Source organism: Nonomuraea sp. IBHARD001 (assembly GCF_056106265.1).
Map to the genome: position 1 here is coordinate 1963884 of NZ_JBWBBW010000002.1, position 16117 is coordinate 1980000.

A 16117-nucleotide genomic window follows, 5' to 3' on the forward strand; every position below is an offset into this window, starting at 1 on the left:
CACTCCAGGTGGCAGCAGTCCGTCACTTGGGGCAGGCTGTAGCCCGTCATGGACTACGCAATTCTCACGGGGTCGATCCTCGTCATCGGTGTCGCACTCGCCATCGTCGCCCAGTGGCGTGACTGGCGGCCATCCCTCGCCCTGGCCATCGTGGTCGGCGTCGTGGTCCGGCTGGTGATCATGTACACGTCGGCGATCGACACCTGGCAGCCCGTCGACTTCGTCAACAGCTTCAAGCCCGCGGGCGAGGCGATCCTCAACCGGCAGGACCCGGTGCTCGGCAGCAACGGCGGCTGGCACTTCCTGCCGACCATCCCGTACGTCTACGGGCTGCTGCTGTGGATGGGCATCCCGTGGGAGTACGCGGGACGGCTGGTCACCGTGGTCGCCGACATCGCGCTGATCCCGCTGGTGGCCAAGCTCGCCGGAGGCCCGAAGGCCTCGCTGCGCGCCTTCCAGTACGCGCTGAGCCCGCTCGCCCTGCTGGTCGCCTCGGTGCACGGGCAGGTCGAGCCGGTCGCGCTGGCGTTCGGCGTCGCGGCGTTCGTGGTGGCGCGCGGGCCCGGCGACCCGCACAGGCACGGGGTGACGATGACCGTGCGCGAGGTGCTGTCCGGCCTGTCGTGGGCGGCGGCGCGCGAGGCGCTGCGGTTCAGGGCGGACGAGCGGCCCGCCTATCGCCGCGCGGTGTACGCCGGGCTGCTCATGGGCCTGGCGCTGTGTGCGAAGAGCTGGCCGATCTGGCTGATCCCCGGCATGCTGCTGCTCCTGCCCGGCCTGCGGGCCAGGTTGGTCGCGCTGGTCGCCACCGCGGTGCCGCCGATCTTCTTCCTGCTCACCCTGCCGATCTTCGCGGGTACCTCGCTCAGCCAGATCCCCGAGGTCATCCGCGTCATCCAGGACATCAGGCCGATCGTCGGCGAGTGGGGCTGGACGGCCGTGGCCGTGGGCGGCGACTGGACGCTGCACTCCGGCTTCGCCAAGTTCGGCACGTATCTCATCTACGCCACCGTGCTCGCCGTGTGCTGGCTGTGGCGCCGGGCCGACCCGGTCGATCTGACGACGGCGATCCTGGTGGCGTTCATGGTGGTCACGCCCAGGCTCGGCGCGCAGTACCTCCTGTGGTTCATGCCGTTCCTGGTGGCCAGGCCCACCAGGTTCGCCTGGCCCGCCATTCTGGGCACGTCGCTCTGGGCGGGCATCGGCTACATCTGGCTCACCCAGAGCCATCACATCTGGGCGAGCGGTCATCCGATCTGGGCGATGTCGTCCATCGTGCTGCTGCCGGTGCTGGCCCTGGCCATGCCGTGGGAGCGCAGGGTGGCGCCCCTGCACGACCAGCAGCCCGAGCTCGCCAGGCTCTAGCCGCCCTGGCTCTGGTCGCCCCGGCTCTGGTCGCCCCGGCCGCGTCCCGCGTCGGCCACGATCGTGCGCAACGCGCCCGCCAGGTCGGCACTGGAGGGCGCGTTGTCCGGGTCGGTCAGCCATTGGGCCAGCACGCCGGTGAGCACCGCCTGGTGGAAGGCCCCGGCCCGGTCGGCGACCCGCTCGTCGGTCCCGGGGCCGAGGTTCTGGAACAGCTCGGCGAGCCCGAGCCTGGCCTGCCGGTTGACCTCGGTGAAGGCGGCGCGCAACTCCTCGTCGCGCGTCATCTCGACGAGGAGCTCGAACTGCACGGCCCACAGCGCCCGATGCGCCCCGAACGAGGCGATCACCCGCTCCCACGCCTGCTCGAACCGCTCCAGCGCGCCGAGCTCCGCCGTGTGCTCGCCGCCGAGCGCCTGGCCGATCTCCTCGCCCCACTCCCGCACCGCGTCGACGAGCGCGGCCCGCATCAGGGCGTCCTTGGAGCCGAAGTGATAGCCGATCGCGGCCAGGCTCGCACCGGACGCGGTGGCGATGTCGCGGGCCGTCGTGCGTGAATACCCCTTGTCGTAGAGGCAGCGCCTGGCCCCGGCCAGCAGGTCTTCCCGGTTTCCCATGATCCGGATGCTATCAGACGCTTGTCCAAGACGCTTGTCTCATCCGGGGTGCCTTTGAGCGGGCATTGAGCTCGGTGGGGTAGACCTCGAAGGGTGACAGAGGAACGACCGGCCAAGGTGCTCGTGGTCGACGACGAGCCCAACATCCGCGACCTGCTCTCGCAGACCCTGCGACTGGTCGCCTTCGAGGTCGCCACCGCCGAGACCGGGCAGCAGGCGCTCGCCGCCGCCCGCGACTTCGCACCCGACATCGTGGTCCTCGACGTCATGCTGCCCGACCTCGACGGTTTCGAGGTCGCCAGACGGCTCGGCGAACGGGTGCCCGTGCTGTTCCTCACCGCCAGGGACACCGTCGAGGACCGCGTCCAGGGCCTCACGCTCGGCGCGGACGACTATGTGGCCAAGCCGTTCAGCCTGGAGGAGGTCGTGCTGCGCATCCGCGCCATCCTGCGCCGCAGCCGCACCGGCCCGCCGCCCGCCGACGTGCTCCGCTTCGCCGACCTCGAACTCGACCCGCACGCCCACGAGGTACGGCGAGGCGGCATCGGCATCGACCTGTCGCCGACCGAGTTCAACCTGCTGGAGTACCTGCTGACCAATGCCGGAAGGGTGGTCAGCAAGGCGCAGATCCTCGACGGCGTCTGGCGCTACGACTTCGACGGCGACTCCAGCATCGTGGAGTCCTACGTGTACTACCTGCGCAAGAAGATCGACCGGTGGGAGCCGCCGCTCATCCACACCGTGCGAGGGGTGGGCTACACGCTCAGGCTGCCCCGGTGAGTAAACAGGTGAGTAAACAGGTGAGGGTGCGGCCCAGCCGCTGGACGCTGCGGACCAGACTGGTCGTGGCCTCGCTCGCGCTGACCGCCGTCGCGCTCGTGCTGGCCAACGCGGCGGGGCTGACGCTGCTCAACTCCTATCTGATGAGCAAGGTCGACCAGCAACTGCTCATCACCACCAACCTCGCGGCGAACGCGGGCAGGCCGATCGCGCCGCCGCCCTCGCTCGACCCGCGCCAGCCGGAGGCCGGGCTGATCCGCAGGCTCGGCGAGGACAACCGCGTCGCCTTCTACCTCGAAGGCCGGCTGATCCGCACCGTCCCGGAGGGCAGCGACGCGCCCGGACCCGACCTGGGCGACTACGCCACCGACATCGAGCCGCGCATCGGCGCCACCCACACCGTGCCCGGCGTCGAAGGCGCCTCCTGGCGGGTACGCGCCGAGTACACCCGGCACGGCACGGTCGTCGTCGTGGCCGTGTCGCTCGCCGAGGTCGAGGGCATCAGGACCAGGCTGCTGGCCATCGACGCCGTCGTGCTGCTGCTCGTCCTGGTCGTGCTCGGCCTCGCCGGACTGGCCGTCGTGCGGATCGGCCTGCGGCCGCTGACGCGGATGGAGCACACCGCCGGGCAGATCGCCGACGGCGACCTGTCCAGCCGTGTGCCCGACCCCGATCCGCACACCGAGCCCGGCCGCCTCGGCGTCGCGCTGAACGTCATGCTCGACCGGGTCGAGTCCGAGATCGCCGCCCGCACCGAGTCGGAGGCCAGGCTCAGGCGCTTCCTGGCCGACGCCTCGCACGAACTGCGCACCCCGCTCACCTCCGTGCGAGGCTTCGCCGAGCTCTACCGGCGCGGCGGCACGCCCCGGGGCCCCGCCATGGACGAGACCATGCGCCGGATCGAGGACGAGGCCACCAGAATGGGCGCCCTGGTCAACGACCTGCTCACCCTCGCCCAGCTCGACGAGGAACGCGCACTCGAACGCCATCCCGTCGACCTGCTCGAGGTCGCGGCCGACACCATACGCGACGCCAGGGCCCGGGTGCCGGAGCGGCAGGTCAGGCTGGCCGGATTCGGCGCCAGGCTGCCCGGTCCCGTCCTGGTGTGCGGGGACGAGCACCGCCTCAGACAGGTCGCGGCCAACCTGGTCGCCAACGCACTCGCGCACACCCCGCCGGAGGCGAGCATCACCGTACGCGTCGGCTCCGATCCCGGCTTCGGCGTCCTGGAGGTCGCCGACACCGGTCCGGGCGTGCCGCCCGAGCACGCGCCGCACATCTTCGACCGCCTCTACCGCGTCGCCCAGGGCCGGGCCAGGGGAGCGGGCGGCGCCGGTCTCGGCCTGGCCATCGTCTCGGCCATCGTCAGGGCGCACGACGGCAGGGTCGAACTCGACTCGGCCCCGGGCCGGGGCGCCACGTTCCGCGTCCTGCTCCCGCTGGCGTCGTAGCCGCGCGGCTTTTCCGAGGCGGCTCCCAGGTTGTTCCCTGCTCGTTCCGATCCCGGCCCGCGAGCATGCGAGCCATGAGAAGACTCATCGCGCTCCTCGCTCTCGGCCTGGCCGCGGGGTGCGGGCAGGCGCAGTCCTCGACAGGGGTCGCATCGGTCACCGGGACGGGCGCCCAGGCGGCGCCCTCCGCCTCGCCGACCACCTCGGCCGACCCCCAGGAACAGGCCAGGAAGTTCGCCCAGTGCATGCGCGACAACGGAGTGGACATGCCGGACCCCGACCCCAACGGAGGCGGCGGCGGCTTCAGGGCACTGGGCAAGGACATCGACAGGAAGAAGCTGGACAAGGCCAGGGACGCCTGCCGGGACGTCGCGCCCGCCCGTACCCGGCCGACCCTGGACCCGGCCCAGGTCGAGCAGATGCGCAAGTTCGCCGCCTGCATGCGCGAGAACGGCGTCGACATGCCCGACCCCTCCGCCGACGGCGGCATGCAGGGCATGGGCGGCGGCCGGATGCGCCCGGACGACCCCGCGTGGAAGAAGGCCTTCGAGGCCTGCAAGGACACCTTCGTCAGACCAGGAGGAGGACCCAGGTGAAGCGGAGCGTCACCAGAGCCGCGTGGACGGCGGGAGCGGCGCTGCTGGCCGCGGCCGTCGCCGCGGCGGCCGTCGGATTCGGCGGCGAAGGCGAGGGCACGGCCGCCGCGACCCGCACGCCACCCGCGACCGCCAAGGTCCAGCGCACCACGCTCGCCGAGACCAAGAGCTTCACCGGCGACCTCGGCTACGGCGACCCGGTCACCGTGACCGCGTCGGGCCAGGGCGTCGTCACCTGGCTGCCCTCGCCGGGCGCCGTCGTCACCCGGGGCAAGGCCCTCTACAGCGCCGACGCCGACCGCGTGGTCCTGCTGTACGGCACCATGCCCCTCTACCGCACGCTGGAGAACGGCCTGGAAGGCGCCGACGTCGCCCTGCTCGAACGCAATCTCGCCAAGCTCGGCTACACCGGGTTCACCGTCGACGACGCCTATTCCTGGGCCACGGCCGAGGCCGTCGAACGCTGGCAGGAGGACCTCGGCCTGCCCGTCACCGGCACCGTCGAGCCGCGCTCGGTCGCCGTCGCGCCGGGCCCGGTCCGGGTGGCCGAGCTCAAGGTGGCACTCGGCGCGGCGGCGAACGGTCCCGTGCTCACCCGCACGGGGACCACGCGCGACGTGTCGGTCGCCCTCGACGTCGCCGACAAGCACCTGGTGAAGAAGGGCCTAGCCGCCACCGTCGAACTGCCCGACGGCACGCGGGTCAAGGGCAAGGTCGCCTCCATGGGCAAGGTGGCGACCACGACGACGTCCGGCAACGAGAGCACCACGACCGTCCAGGTCGTCGTCTCGGTGTCGGGCAGGCTCGGCTCGTTCGACACCACGCCCGTCGAGGTGACGATCGTGTCCGCGACCAAGGCCGACGTGCTGGCCGTACCCGTGGGTGCGCTGGTCGCGCTGGCCGAGGGCGGCTACGGCATGCAGGTCGCCGACGGGGCGGGCACGCGTTATGTGGCCGTCGAGACGGGGATGTTCGCCGACGGCAAGGTGGAGGTGTCGGGACCGGCGGTCACCGAGGGGCTGACCGTGGTGGTGCCCAAGTGAGCGCCCTGCGCGTCGTCGAGCAGAGCGACGGCGCCCCGGCCGGGCAGCGTGGCGGCGCCATCATCGAGCTCACCGGCGTCGGCAAGAGCTACGGCGAGGTGGCCGCGCTGCGCGGCGCCGACCTGGCGATCGGGTACGGCGAGCTCGCCGCCATCGTCGGGCCCTCCGGCTCGGGCAAGTCGACCATGCTCCACCTCATCGGCACACTCGACCGGCCCTCCACCGGCACCGTGCGCATCGCCGGGCACGACGTGGCCGCCCTGTCGGACCGGCAGTTGTCGGCGTTGCGCGCCAGGACGATCGGCTTCGTGTTCCAGCAGTTCCACCTGGCCTCGGGCGTGCCCGTGCTGGACAACGTCGCCGACGGGCTGCTGTACGCGGGCGTCGCGCCGCGCGAGCGGCAAGCCAGGGCCAAGGCGGCGCTGGAGCGCGTCGGCCTGGGGCACCGCCTCGACCATCGGCCGCACCAGCTGTCGGGCGGCGAGCGTCAGCGCGTGGCCATCGCACGCGCGGTCGTCGGCGACCCGCCCCTGCTGCTGGCCGACGAGCCGACGGGCAATCTGGACCAGACGTCGGGCGCGGGCGTGCTCACCCTGCTGCGCGAGCTCAACGAGGCGGGCACCACGATCGTGGTGATCACCCACGACCGTGACATCGCGGCGAGCCTGCCGCGCCGGATCGACATCCTCGACGGCCAGGTCGTCGGCGACACGGCGGCGGGGGCGGTGGCCTCGTGGTGAGCACGGCGGCCCTGGTCCCGGCCAGGCTCGGGCCGCGCGACGTCGTCAGGGTGGGCGGCGCCGGGCTGCGCGCCAGGCCGCTGCGCGTGTTCCTGTCGGCGCTCGGCATCGCGATCGGCATCGCGGCGATGATCGGCGTCGTCGGCATCTCGGCCTCCAGCCAGGAGGACCTCAACCGGCAACTGGCCGCGCTCGGCACCAACCTGCTCACCGTGTCGCCAGGTCAGACCCTGTTCGGGGAGGACTCGCACCTGCCCGCCGAGGCCGAGGCCATGATCGAGCAGATCGCGCCGGTCACCGCCGTCACCGCGACGGGCGAGACCGGGGCCAAGGTCTACCGCAACGACCGCATCCCCGAGAGCCAGTCGGGCAGCCTGTCGGTCGTCGCCGCACGTCTCGACCTGCCCGCCGACACCGGCGTCGGCCTGGTCAGCGGCACCTGGCTCAACGCGGCCACGCACCGCTACCCGGCGACCGTGCTCGGCTCGACGGCAGCCGACCGGCTCGGCGTCGTCACCGCGGGGCCCGAGCAGCGCGTGTGGCTCGGCGAGCAGTGGTTCACCGTCGTGGGCGTGCTGGCTCCCGCGCCGCTCGCACCCGAGCTCGACACCGCGGCCCTCGTCGGCTGGCCGGTGGCCGAGGAGCGGCTCGGCTTCGACGGCTATCCCACGACCGTGTACGCCAGGGCGCAGGAGGAGCACGTCGTGGCCGTGCGTGACGTGCTGGCCGCCACCGCCAACCCGGCCGACCCGAACGAGGTCGAGGTGTCGAGGCCTTCGGACGTCCTGGCCGCCAAGCAGGCGACCGATGCCACGCTCAACGCCCTGCTGCTCGGCCTCGGCGGTGTCGCCCTGCTGGTCGGCGGGGTGGGGGTGGCCAACACGATGGTCATCTCGGTGCTGGAGCGGCGGGCCGAGATCGGGCTCCGGCGCTCGCTCGGCGCGACGAGGGGGCAGATCAGGCTGCAGTTCCTCGCCGAGTCGCTGCTGCTGTCGGCGCTCGGCGGGATCGGCGGTGTGCTGCTCGGCATCGGGGTGACGGCGGGCTATGCGAGCGTGCAGGGCTGGCCGTCGATCGTGCCGGTGTGGGCGATGGCGGGCGGAGTGGCCGCCACGCTGGTCATCGGCGGCCTGGCCGGGTTCTATCCGGCGGTGCGTGCGGCGCGTATGTCGCCGACCGAGGCGCTGGCCGCGCCGTAACCGCCGTGCGACGGCCTCGGCCCGGTGTTCAGCCGGTCGAGGCCGTCCTGCGGCGCAGCAGGTACAGCCCGGTGCCGCCGAACAGGACGAAGGTCGCCAGCGAGCCCGGCACGATGCCGAACAGCGCGTCGCCGTGTCCGGCGTAGCGCAGATGGCCGTTCATCAGCAGTGGGGTCACGATCGCGTTGCTCACCGTGGCCAGCAGCACGCCGGGCCAGATCGAGCCGGTGCGCACCCGCAGCTCGCCGTAGAGCACGGCGAGCGCCACGATGCCGACCAGGAACGCCGGAAGGTACACGGCCGGCGGCAGCGTGGTGGTCCGCTCAAGATCGGCCCGCGCCATCCACACCAGGTAGAGCGGCAGGTGCCAGAGCCCCCAGACCAGCCCGACCAGCACGTGCGGCACGACGCCCGGCAGCCCGAGCGCCATCGCGGTACGCGTGCCGTACCCGCGGAAGATGAGCTCCTCCAGCAGGTTCTTCACCAGCAGGAAGACGAGCGAGGCGGCGAAGGTGGCCAGCAGCGGCGGATGTCCGGCGCCGGGTTCGAACGAGAACGACACGGCGCCGAACGCCGCACCGGCGGCGATCGAGACGGTGGTCGTGACCAGGCAGAACACCGCGGCGAAGCCGTACCAGCGCAGCTCGCCCCGCAGGCGGAGGGTGAGGCCGAGCGGCCCGGCGCCGTCCCTGCCGAAGAGGTACAGCGCGAGCACGGCCAGGGCGGGAACGGCGATCCACAGGCCCTGCCCGGCGGAGGCGCCGCTGGTGGAGTCGACGCCGCCGGTGCCCGTGCCCTGCCCCATGACGCGGTCGAGCAGGACGAACAGCCAGCCGCCGCCGACCGTGACGAGGGCGAAGAGCGCGAAGCCGATCCTGGCGCGCAGCGGCGAAGGCGGGCGGTGGCGCGGGCGGGCGCCCGCGAGGGCGGGGGAGGCGGTCATGGTGTGTGTTCTCCGTCCGTGGGGGTGTCTTCGAGGTTCGCCGGGGTGTTCTCGGGGGCGGGCAGGGCGCTGTCGAGCATCGCCAGCGCCTCCTCGACCCAGGCGATGACGCCCTGGGCGCCGTGCCTGCCCGCGGAGATCGTGGTCAGCATGAACGGCAGGTCGGGGGAGCCCGCCTCGTCGGCGGCGAGCGAGCGGGCCAGGCCTTCGTACTCGGCCAGGCTCTTCTCGGCGTCGGCCCTGGCCTCGTGCAGCAGTCGCCTGCACGCCTCGGCGCCCAGCGTGCGGCCGAAGAACAGACGCAGCAGCAGCCCGTTGCGCGCGGGCACCGAGACGATCGGCTCGCTCAGCAGCTCACGCAGCCGGGTGGTGCCCGACTCGGTGATGACGAACGTCGAGGAGCCCGATCGCGGCCCCTCCCTGCGTTCGACGTGGCCCTGCTGTTCGAGCGTGGTGAGCGTGGGGTAGATCTGCCCGAAGCTCTCGCTCCAGAAGTGCCCGAGCACGTCCCTGATGGCCTCGCGCAGGGCGTAGGCCGTCATCGGCTCCATGCTGAGCGCACCCAGCACGGCGGTCTCGGTCTGGCTCTTCCTTGCCATGTGCTTCCATTTCTCTCTGCCAGATATATCTAACAGACATATTAGAGTAGTCGTGTCCTTCGACCGGTGGATATCGCGTGCCCGCCCTCGTCGGCTACGACCGTTCGACGAGCAGGCGCAGCAGGTGGCCGTGGCCCCGGTAGCCCGGCGGGTCGCCGTCCAGGACGCCGGTCACGCACTCGAACGTGTCCGGGCCGCTCTGCCGTACCAGGAAGAGCGGTTCGGCGATCACCGACAGCAGCCGGACGACCGCCCGGTGCAGGTCGATCGCCTGGCACGGCTCGTCGGGGCGTGCGGTCACCTCGTAGACGCCGTCGTCGAGCAGCCGGTCGCCGAGCACACGCCACCCGGGTACGGCCCGCAGATGCGGCAGCAGGTGCGCCTCTGGCTCCTCCGTCACCCAGCCCTCGATCGCCATGGCCGCCAGCAGCGACCCGGCGATCGGTGCGAAGGCCGCGCCGTCGCCGATGCCGGTGTGACGGGTGTCGATGTCCCAACGCCTCGGTTCCATGGTCGCGATGAAAGCACACCCGGCTACGGCAGGCGGCACGCGCGCGACCGCCCTTCACCCTCGGTGTGAGCGACATGGGTGAAGGGCGGTCCGGAGCACGCCTCCGTGGTCGGCCCCCCAGCCGTCGACCGGAGGCGTGCTGTCTTGGGGAGGTCCACCCCGCCCGTGAGTGACAGGCTCACGGGCGGGGTGGCATGGCGCGTGTCTCCGCGGTTGGCCCCCCAGCCATCAACCGGAGACACGCGAGTCCGCCTGGGCGGCGCGCTGCCGGTCCCGGTCGGCCCCCAGCCGTGCCCGAGACGCGCGGCGCCGCACCGAGTCCCCGCAGGGACGTGGACGGACCGTTCGGAGAGGTATACGTGAACGCGGCTCAGAACAGGTTGATCGAGCCGTCGAGGAGTGTGACGGTGAAGGTGACGACCACGAGGGCGAGCACGAGGCCGAGCATCCTGGAGAGGTAGGCGGTGTCCTGGGTGTCGAGCGTGCGCTCGCAGTCCTGGAGCACCGCCTGCCGGTATCTGGTCATGGATGGGCGACTTTCTGCGGGTGCACGAGATGAATCGCGGCGGGCTGCGTTGAGAGCATCACCTGCCCGGCATCCGTGGATATAGCCAGTGGTGATGCATTTTGACCATGTTGTGATATTTGGTCCCCGATGGACGGCTCGGCCGCCTTGGCCGCCGGTGGTGGCGCGCTCGGCCAGTCGCTCTCGGGGTCGGGAACCGGCGTAGGTTCGGGCTGGAAGGTGAGCGGCAGGCGCATCGGGCGCTGTGCCGGCACCGGCTGCCACCCCTGCGGGCTCTGCGGTGTGAAAGCGAGCGCCGGCTGGAGAGGAGGCGCGGGCGGATGCGCGTGGGCGTGCTGCCGCTCGTGCGCCTCCCTCTCCAGCTGGCTGTGGATGGCCTCCAGATCTGACTTCCAGAAGACCACGGCCGCCGCGATGCGCTCGGCGATGATGATCGCCTCTCGGACGGCACGCCAGTCGTGACGTGAGACGGGCAGGCGCAGGTTGCCGATCGTCAGCACGGCCTCGTTGTCGGTGACGCGGTGCCAGACCCGCTCGGTCGTCAGCCGCGACTGGTCCACGTACACGGAGTTCATCGCAGGCTCCAGCGGTGCCGGCCGCTCCACAGGAGCAGCGCGAGGCCCGCGTCGAACAGTACGGTGACGGCCAGGACCGCGCCGAGCGAGAGCCCGCCGGTCGAGACCAGGACCAGCGCCGCCGCCCCGGCGACCAGGGCCGGGAGGTCCGTCGATCCGCCCGGCCGATCGGCATGGTGTGCGTGCCCGGACAATCCGGGTACCGGCCACAGTGCGGCCACGTTCATTGGTGCCACCCCTCATATGTCGTCGCGTGCATGTCGTCACTTCGCTCGCGTGGCGTCCAGCAGCTGGAGGATCGACTGCCGGTTGACACGGCGAAGACCGCGTATCTTGAACGACTCCAGCTGGCCGGTGCGGATCATCTCTTCGACCGTCCGGCGACTCAGCCGTAGAAGCTGCATGACCTCCGGGATCGTGTGGATGAGAGGCTCCTCATCCCGTGCGTAGCGCTGAGGCATGGCGGTGATATTACGCAGCACGACGCGTGAGGCGCAAGCTTTACGCGTATTTTCTCTACCCGCCTTGCGGGACGCCATGCAGATAGAGGCCAACTTTTTTCCTCCCGGGACAGGGTGGTATACGCGAGAGTCCGCTACAGTCCGCGTAGATACGCGCGAGTTGGCCCCCGAGCAGTGAGGTGTCCGATGGCAGAGGATCGCGGTCTCCCGCTGGAGGCAGCACTGATCCGCGAGCGGCGGGAGCAGATGTTGCCCAAGCTGTCGATCCGCAAGGCGGCGGCGAGAGCGGAGATGAGCGAGGCCGCGTGGCGGCACATCGAGAACGGAAGGTACGTCGGTCCCGCCGACAAGATCGCCATGATGGCGAAGATCGTCTCGGTCGCCCCCGAAGAGCTGGACGAGGTGGGCAGGCCGGACGCGGCCAGGATGCTCACGGCCGACGTGCGCCAGCGTGCCGTACGCGAGCCCGCCTTGGCCGAGGTGGAGGCGCAGACGACGTCGGAGGCGCTGCTGCAGCTCATCCTGCAAGGGCTCGACGACATCAGAAGGGCGCCTTCGCTCAGCGACGAGCAGAAGAAGGCACTGGAGAAGTCGCTCATCCGCTCGGTGATGGCGGTATTCAGCGGCCAAATGGAGCACATTAAAACGACGATTGATATCGCGCGCGGTGAGAAGTAGAACACCTTCGCCTGGGGCGCGGAAGGCGCGGCACGCCGGTTCATGTGTCGCACAGGGTCACGTGACCGGCGTGCCGGAACGCCATGCCGATCTGGCGTTGTGTGATCGGCCGATCGCGGGTGTCGTGCGCGCAGGTCCTACGGGGGCGGGGATGCGGGATCGCGGGCGTGTTCCTGCAAACGCGACGATGTCACGCGGCGTGAGCGGGCGGCTCGGATTGCGGATCTTGCGGGCACGGCCTTCGGGGTGCCCGATATCAACACACGGTAATGGCGGCGAACATGAGCCCATTCATGATCACTCACCGTAATGCCAATTGCTGTTCCTTGTGAATAAGGGCTCATATAGGCATATCTACCGATACCTGCATATTGTGACATAGTGTCATAATTTGGCCCGCAAAGTCACCCGCGTAACAGGTGACTACTTCATTGCAGGAGGGTGATATGAACAAAGTGAGGCGAAGACTCCTCGCGGTATCAGCGGGCGGGTGCTGGCTCGCCGCCGGCGTCCTGGCCCTGCTCGCCTCCTTGGGGGCACCCGCCGCCGGTGCCGGCCTGATGGACAGACTGCTGATCCTGGCCGCTGCGGCCGGCGCCGTCCTCACGGTCCTGCACCACATCGACGGGATGGTCACGCGCAACGTGACGACCGCGCCCGTCGAGATCGCCCACGGTCTGGGGTTCCAGCAGGGCTGGAAGGCGGCGCAGGTGAAGCAGATCGAGCAGATCAGGCTGCCCTAGCGCCGGGGCTCCGGCCGTACTCGGCAGCGGGCCGCCATGCCGAGGCGGGCGCCGGCAGTGCCGTAGGTGAGCGCCCAGAAGCTCGCCTGCCACCGCCGCGGCCGTGAGCGCGGGCAACCGGGCGGCTCGAAGTCCCTGCGTCCCGAGCAGGCATCCACCCTCACGCCGCGCGGCCGTCCCCGCGCCGCATGAGGGGCGCCCCGCGCAGCACGACCGCCGGCGACGCCGCCCCGGCCGGGCGCGTCCCTCCTTCCGGCGGCCTCCTCCTCACGCTTTCGCCGCGTCCGCTTCGGGCGCCGGATCCTCGCCCGAGATCAGGGCGGCAGCCCAGCGCGCCCTCGGATCGCTGTCGATGAGCAGCGCCCTGGCCAGCAGGCTGAGCGGGATCGCCAGCAGCGCGCCGAGCGGCCCGAGCACGAACGCCCACACGATGAGCGAGAGCAGCGTCATCGTGGTCGTCAGCCCCACCGCGTCGCCGAGGAACTTGGGCTGGATGAACGACTGGATCACCACATTGATCGCCATGTACGCGGCGATCACCAGCAGCATCTTCTGCACCCCGCCGTCCAGCAACGCCAGCGTCGCGGGCGGGATGAGCCCGAGGATGAAGCCGATGTTCGGGATGTAGTTCGTGATGAGCGCCAGTACCCCCCACAGCAGCGGGATCGGCACCCCCAGCAGGTAGAGCGCCCCCACGTCGAGCGCCGAGCAGATCAGCCCGAAGATCGTCGAGACCACCAGATAGCGCCGCGTCTTGTCGGCGAACGTCGACAGCGCACCCACCAGCAGCGGCTTGCCGGTGTTCGACCCGATGATGCGCGACAACGTCGGCGCGTCCAGGCACATCGCCAGCAGCAGTACCACGATGAGGAACAGGCTCGACAGCACCCCGACCAGCCCCGAGACCAGCCCCTGTGCCACCCCGATGACACTGGCCGGGTCGAACGACTTGATCGCCTTGTCGATCTGCTCGTTCGTCAGCCCGAACCGCCCCGTGAGCTCCTGCGCCTGCGAGGTGAGCTCCTTGAACTGATCGGCGTACGCGGGCAGCAGGGTGGCCAGCTGCGCCACCGACAGGGTCAGGATCGCGACCATCGCCAGCAGCACCAGCACCACGATCACGAACGGCACCGCCACCTGCACCCAGGCCGGGCTGCCCCGCGCCGCCAGCCAGGTACGCACCGGAGACACCGCGATCACCAGGACCAGCGCCAGCAGCACGGGCCCGACGATGGAGGCGACCTCCCTGATCCCGGCCAGCGCCACCACGGCCCCTGCCGTACCCACGAGCACGATCACCGCTCTGGGTATCGCTTGTCCACTCATGTCATAGAGCTACCCAGAATGACGCCTTGTGAGCTCCATGATCCAGTTATCGTGCCAGGTACGGCCGTCCAGCGAGAACGCCTGCCGGAAACGCGCCGTACCTGCGGTGATGTCGTCCCACACGTGCCGCACGTGAAACCGCACCCCGCCGGGCCCCGTCGCCATCTGCCGGAACACCCCCACCCCCGCCTCGAACCTGCCCACGTACGGCTGCCAGTCGGGGCCGCCTTCGCCGTGGACGACGTTCGACCACTCGCCCGTGGCAGGGGAGTAGGCGTGCACGTCCACCAGCTGTACCCGTCGGCCGTCGGGGAGGCGCCCGTCGTAGTGGTCGACGACCACCTGGCCGTCCATGAAGGCGACGCCGGTGTTCACCGCGCCGAACTCCTCCCAGCCGCTGCGCGCGGTCGCTTCCAGATCGGTCGTCAGCGAAGGCACACGCCTGCGCTGGTTGCGTACGTCGTTCACACCCAGGAGGAAGTCGAAGTCGTTCATGTGGAGAGCGTGAACGGGACGGGCCGGGGCCTGCCACGATTTCGTTGTCGCCTAATGGTGGGTGCCTAGAATTCGGAAGTGTGATCGAGTACCTGCTCGACCGGAACGACGTCGCCAGGGTGCGTTTCGCCGCAGCCTCGCCGCTGCACGAACTGGTGGCCAGCGTCCAGGTCCTCCTCCAGCCTGTTCCACATCCGCTGCATCGGCCTTGGATCGCCTCCGTACGGACTCGTCCCGGGCCGTTGCTTCGCGCGCTTCTGGCCGATCAGCGGGTGCAGCCTGATTTCCTCATGCCGTTTCCCGGTGGCTCGTCGTCCTTTGCCGATCAGGTGGCTCAGGTGCGGGAGTCGTCCGACGCGTGGGTGCGTAAGGAGTTCGCGGACGGGCCTGGTGCGTTGCGGGGGTTTCTTGACGATCCGGCTCGGCATCTCGGGCGGCTCGTGGACGAGGTGGCGGGGTATTGGCGTGACGCCGTGGAGCCGTATTGGGGGCGGTTGCGCGCGGTTCATGACGCCGAGGTGGCTCGGGGCGGGCGGGAGATGGTCGAGGGCGGGCTTGAGGCGTTGTTCGCCGGGGTGCATCCCGAGGTGGAGTACACGCCTGGGTCGGTTGTGCTCAGGAAGCCGCATCATGACTTCGTGCGGGCGCTCGGCGGGGGTGGGCTGGTGCTGGTGCCGACCGTGTTCGCGGCTCCGCGGCTGATCGCCGCGCACAGTCCGGCGTGTGTGCCCGCGTTGATGTACGCGCCTCGGGGGGCTTCGGAGGTGTGGGGCGCGTCCGCGCCTGCCGGTCGGCCTGTGGGGCATCCTGCCGGTCGGGCGCTGAATCGGCCTCTCGGGCGGCTCTTGGGCGGGACGAGGGCGCGGCTGCTGGAGTCGCTGGATCTGCCGACGACGACCACGGCGCTCGCGGCGGCGATGTCGCTCACTCCCGGTTCGGTCAGCGTGCATCTTGCCGTGCTGGTCGACAACAACCTGGTCACCCGGCGTCGAAGCGGACGGCGTGTCCTCTACTGCCGCACCGGTCTCGCGAACCGGCTGCTGGATGCGGCCAACTGATCCGCATAAGGCATTCAAACGGACATCGCTCGGCGACACGCAGTCTTGATTTGACGACTTGGGGAGCCGTACATAGAGTTCACCAGTCCCCACCGAGCAAGGCGCAGTTCGCCATGTTTCGGCAGACTCCCTCCGCGGGTTCGATTCGACAAGGATCGGATGCGGGAGTAAGTTTGAGGGGTTGCCTCGGAAACGAGGTGGTCGAAATTCCTGCAGGCCGGACCATGAAAAGTCAAATCGCTGGATTTGACAGAGAATGGAACGGCTGAAAGAATAAAGACACAACGACGGAATGAACGCCACCTGGTGGTCGAGGGTGTACGCGTCCGTTTCTTGAGAACTCAACAGTGTGTTAAAAGCCAGTGCATGATGCACAACCCCGTCGCGCTCACATTGTGGGTGTGATGGATT

20 protein-coding genes are annotated in these 16117 nt (G+C 70.3%); 10 read left to right on the plus strand and 10 right to left on the minus strand.

The genetic code is table 11. The annotated features are described in order from the left end of the window. Positions 1-48 precede the first annotated feature (48 nt). Positions 49-1365 (plus strand): hypothetical protein, encoded by a 1317-nt coding sequence (locus tag ACTWNK_RS11190; RefSeq protein WP_474303822.1) that lies wholly within the window; start codon positions 49-51, stop codon positions 1363-1365. Here ACTWNK_RS11190 and ACTWNK_RS11195 read toward each other — a convergent pair. Continuing rightward, entirely contained in the window at positions 1362-1982 is a 621-nt protein-coding gene (locus ACTWNK_RS11195; RefSeq protein WP_474303823.1) for a TetR/AcrR family transcriptional regulator, read from the minus strand. The two genes, ACTWNK_RS11190 and ACTWNK_RS11195, sit on opposite strands and share 4 nt — an antisense overlap. 93 nt (positions 1983-2075) lie before the next feature. Between ACTWNK_RS11195 and ACTWNK_RS11200 the strand changes: the two genes are divergently transcribed. From ACTWNK_RS11200 to ACTWNK_RS11225, 6 genes are all read left to right on the plus strand, one after another. Further along, positions 2076-2762 carry a response regulator transcription factor gene (locus ACTWNK_RS11200; protein ID WP_474303824.1) on the plus strand — a complete coding sequence of 229 codons (687 nt, stop codon included), beginning with the start codon at positions 2076-2078 and terminating at the stop codon, positions 2760-2762. 8 nt (positions 2763-2770) lie between these two features. After that, entirely contained in the window at positions 2771-4213 is a 1443-nt protein-coding gene (locus tag ACTWNK_RS11205) for a sensor histidine kinase (protein ID WP_474303825.1), read from the plus strand. A 74-nt stretch (positions 4214-4287) separates the two neighbouring features. Further along, complete coding sequence (locus tag ACTWNK_RS11210; protein WP_474303826.1) at positions 4288-4809, plus strand: hypothetical protein; 522 nt, start codon at positions 4288-4290, stop codon at positions 4807-4809. Further along, positions 4806-5852 carry a peptidoglycan-binding protein gene (locus ACTWNK_RS11215; RefSeq protein ID WP_474303827.1) on the plus strand — a complete coding sequence of 349 codons (1047 nt, stop codon included), beginning with the start codon at positions 4806-4808 and terminating at the stop codon, positions 5850-5852. Before ACTWNK_RS11210 ends, ACTWNK_RS11215 begins: the two co-directional genes overlap by 4 nt. Continuing rightward, a complete protein-coding gene (locus ACTWNK_RS11220) occupies positions 5849-6592 on the plus strand; it encodes an ABC transporter ATP-binding protein (protein ID WP_474303828.1) in 744 nt (247 codons plus the stop codon). Before ACTWNK_RS11215 ends, ACTWNK_RS11220 begins: the two co-directional genes overlap by 4 nt. Beyond that, positions 6589-7791 (plus strand): ABC transporter permease, encoded by a 1203-nt coding sequence (locus ACTWNK_RS11225; RefSeq protein WP_474303829.1) that lies wholly within the window; start codon positions 6589-6591, stop codon positions 7789-7791. The genes ACTWNK_RS11220 and ACTWNK_RS11225 overlap by 4 nt, the downstream gene beginning before the upstream one ends. 28 nt (positions 7792-7819) lie before the next feature. On the opposite strand, the gene ACTWNK_RS11230 is transcribed toward ACTWNK_RS11225, so the two are convergent. The 7 genes from ACTWNK_RS11230 to ACTWNK_RS11260 all read right to left on the minus strand — a co-directional run bounded on the left by ACTWNK_RS11230 (position 7820) and on the right by ACTWNK_RS11260 (position 11406). Beyond that, positions 7820-8734 (minus strand): CPBP family glutamic-type intramembrane protease, encoded by a 915-nt coding sequence (locus ACTWNK_RS11230; RefSeq protein ID WP_474303830.1) that lies wholly within the window; start codon positions 8732-8734, stop codon positions 7820-7822. Further along, positions 8731-9333, minus strand: coding sequence for a PadR family transcriptional regulator (locus ACTWNK_RS11235; RefSeq protein ID WP_474303831.1), 603 nt, complete (start codon positions 9331-9333; stop codon positions 8731-8733). The genes ACTWNK_RS11230 and ACTWNK_RS11235 overlap by 4 nt, the downstream gene beginning before the upstream one ends. Before the next feature lie 94 nt (positions 9334-9427). Next, positions 9428-9844, minus strand: a complete 417-nt coding sequence (locus tag ACTWNK_RS11240) for a hypothetical protein (protein WP_474303832.1) — start codon at positions 9842-9844, stop codon at positions 9428-9430. A 370-nt stretch (positions 9845-10214) separates the two neighbouring features. Next, entirely contained in the window at positions 10215-10370 is a 156-nt protein-coding gene (locus ACTWNK_RS11245) for a hypothetical protein (protein ID WP_474303833.1), read from the minus strand. Beyond that, entirely contained in the window at positions 10367-10936 is a 570-nt protein-coding gene (locus ACTWNK_RS11250) for a hypothetical protein (RefSeq protein ID WP_474303834.1), read from the minus strand. The genes ACTWNK_RS11245 and ACTWNK_RS11250 overlap by 4 nt, the downstream gene beginning before the upstream one ends. 5 nt (positions 10937-10941) lie before the next feature. Then, positions 10942-11172 carry a hypothetical protein gene (locus ACTWNK_RS11255; protein ID WP_474303835.1) on the minus strand — a complete coding sequence of 77 codons (231 nt, stop codon included), beginning with the start codon at positions 11170-11172 and terminating at the stop codon, positions 10942-10944. A gap of 36 nt (positions 11173-11208) precedes the next feature. Continuing rightward, the gene (locus tag ACTWNK_RS11260; RefSeq protein ID WP_474303836.1) at positions 11209-11406 is read right to left on the minus strand and encodes a helix-turn-helix domain-containing protein; all 198 of its coding nucleotides are present in this window, start codon (positions 11404-11406) and stop codon (positions 11209-11211) included. 186 nt (positions 11407-11592) lie between these two features. Here ACTWNK_RS11260 and ACTWNK_RS11265 point away from each other — a divergent pair, with 186 nt between their 5' ends. Then, a complete protein-coding gene (locus tag ACTWNK_RS11265) occupies positions 11593-12084 on the plus strand; it encodes a helix-turn-helix domain-containing protein (RefSeq protein WP_474303837.1) in 492 nt (163 codons plus the stop codon). A 446-nt stretch (positions 12085-12530) separates the two neighbouring features. Then, positions 12531-12827, plus strand: coding sequence for a hypothetical protein (locus tag ACTWNK_RS11270; protein ID WP_474303838.1), 297 nt, complete (start codon positions 12531-12533; stop codon positions 12825-12827). Positions 12828-13094: 267 nt separating this feature from the next. Here the strand turns inward: ACTWNK_RS11270 and ACTWNK_RS11275 are convergent, their stop codons facing one another. Together ACTWNK_RS11275 and ACTWNK_RS11280 are read right to left on the minus strand one after the other, a co-directional pair. After that, complete coding sequence (locus ACTWNK_RS11275; protein ID WP_474303839.1) at positions 13095-14126, minus strand: AI-2E family transporter; 1032 nt, start codon at positions 14124-14126, stop codon at positions 13095-13097. Positions 14127-14162: 36 nt separating this feature from the next. Further along, on the minus strand, positions 14163-14648 hold the full coding sequence (locus tag ACTWNK_RS11280; protein WP_474303840.1) for a hypothetical protein: 486 nt from the start codon (positions 14646-14648) through the stop codon (positions 14163-14165). Positions 14649-14728: 80 nt separating this feature from the next. Between ACTWNK_RS11280 and ACTWNK_RS11285 the strand changes: the two genes are divergently transcribed. Beyond that, complete coding sequence (locus tag ACTWNK_RS11285) at positions 14729-15706, plus strand: ArsR/SmtB family transcription factor (protein WP_474303841.1); 978 nt, start codon at positions 14729-14731, stop codon at positions 15704-15706. Positions 15707-16117: the final 411 nt, after the last annotated feature.

Bases quoted from the DNA above. Each gene is read 5' to 3' on its own strand.
- ACTWNK_RS11190 (WP_474303822.1), top strand. From the start codon at position 49: ATGGACTACGCAATTCTCACGGGGTCGATCCTCGTCATCGGTGTCGCA.
- ACTWNK_RS11195 (WP_474303823.1), bottom strand. From the start codon at position 1,982: ATGGGAAACCGGGAAGACCTGCTGGCCGGGGCCAGGCGCTGCCTCTAC.
- ACTWNK_RS11210 (WP_474303826.1), top strand. From the start codon at position 4,288: ATGAGAAGACTCATCGCGCTCCTCGCTCTCGGCCTGGCCGCGGGGTGC.
- ACTWNK_RS11230 (WP_474303830.1), bottom strand. From the start codon at position 8,734: ATGACCGCCTCCCCCGCCCTCGCGGGCGCCCGCCCGCGCCACCGCCCG.
- ACTWNK_RS11235 (WP_474303831.1), bottom strand. From the start codon at position 9,333: ATGGCAAGGAAGAGCCAGACCGAGACCGCCGTGCTGGGTGCGCTCAGC.
- ACTWNK_RS11240 (WP_474303832.1), bottom strand. From the start codon at position 9,844: ATGGAACCGAGGCGTTGGGACATCGACACCCGTCACACCGGCATCGGC.
- ACTWNK_RS11245 (WP_474303833.1), bottom strand. From the start codon at position 10,370: ATGACCAGATACCGGCAGGCGGTGCTCCAGGACTGCGAGCGCACGCTC.
- ACTWNK_RS11255 (WP_474303835.1), bottom strand. From the start codon at position 11,172: ATGAACGTGGCCGCACTGTGGCCGGTACCCGGATTGTCCGGGCACGCA.
- ACTWNK_RS11260 (WP_474303836.1), bottom strand. From the start codon at position 11,406: ATGCCTCAGCGCTACGCACGGGATGAGGAGCCTCTCATCCACACGATC.
- ACTWNK_RS11265 (WP_474303837.1), top strand. From the start codon at position 11,593: ATGGCAGAGGATCGCGGTCTCCCGCTGGAGGCAGCACTGATCCGCGAG.
- ACTWNK_RS11270 (WP_474303838.1), top strand. From the start codon at position 12,531: ATGAACAAAGTGAGGCGAAGACTCCTCGCGGTATCAGCGGGCGGGTGC.
- ACTWNK_RS11280 (WP_474303840.1), bottom strand. From the start codon at position 14,648: ATGAACGACTTCGACTTCCTCCTGGGTGTGAACGACGTACGCAACCAG.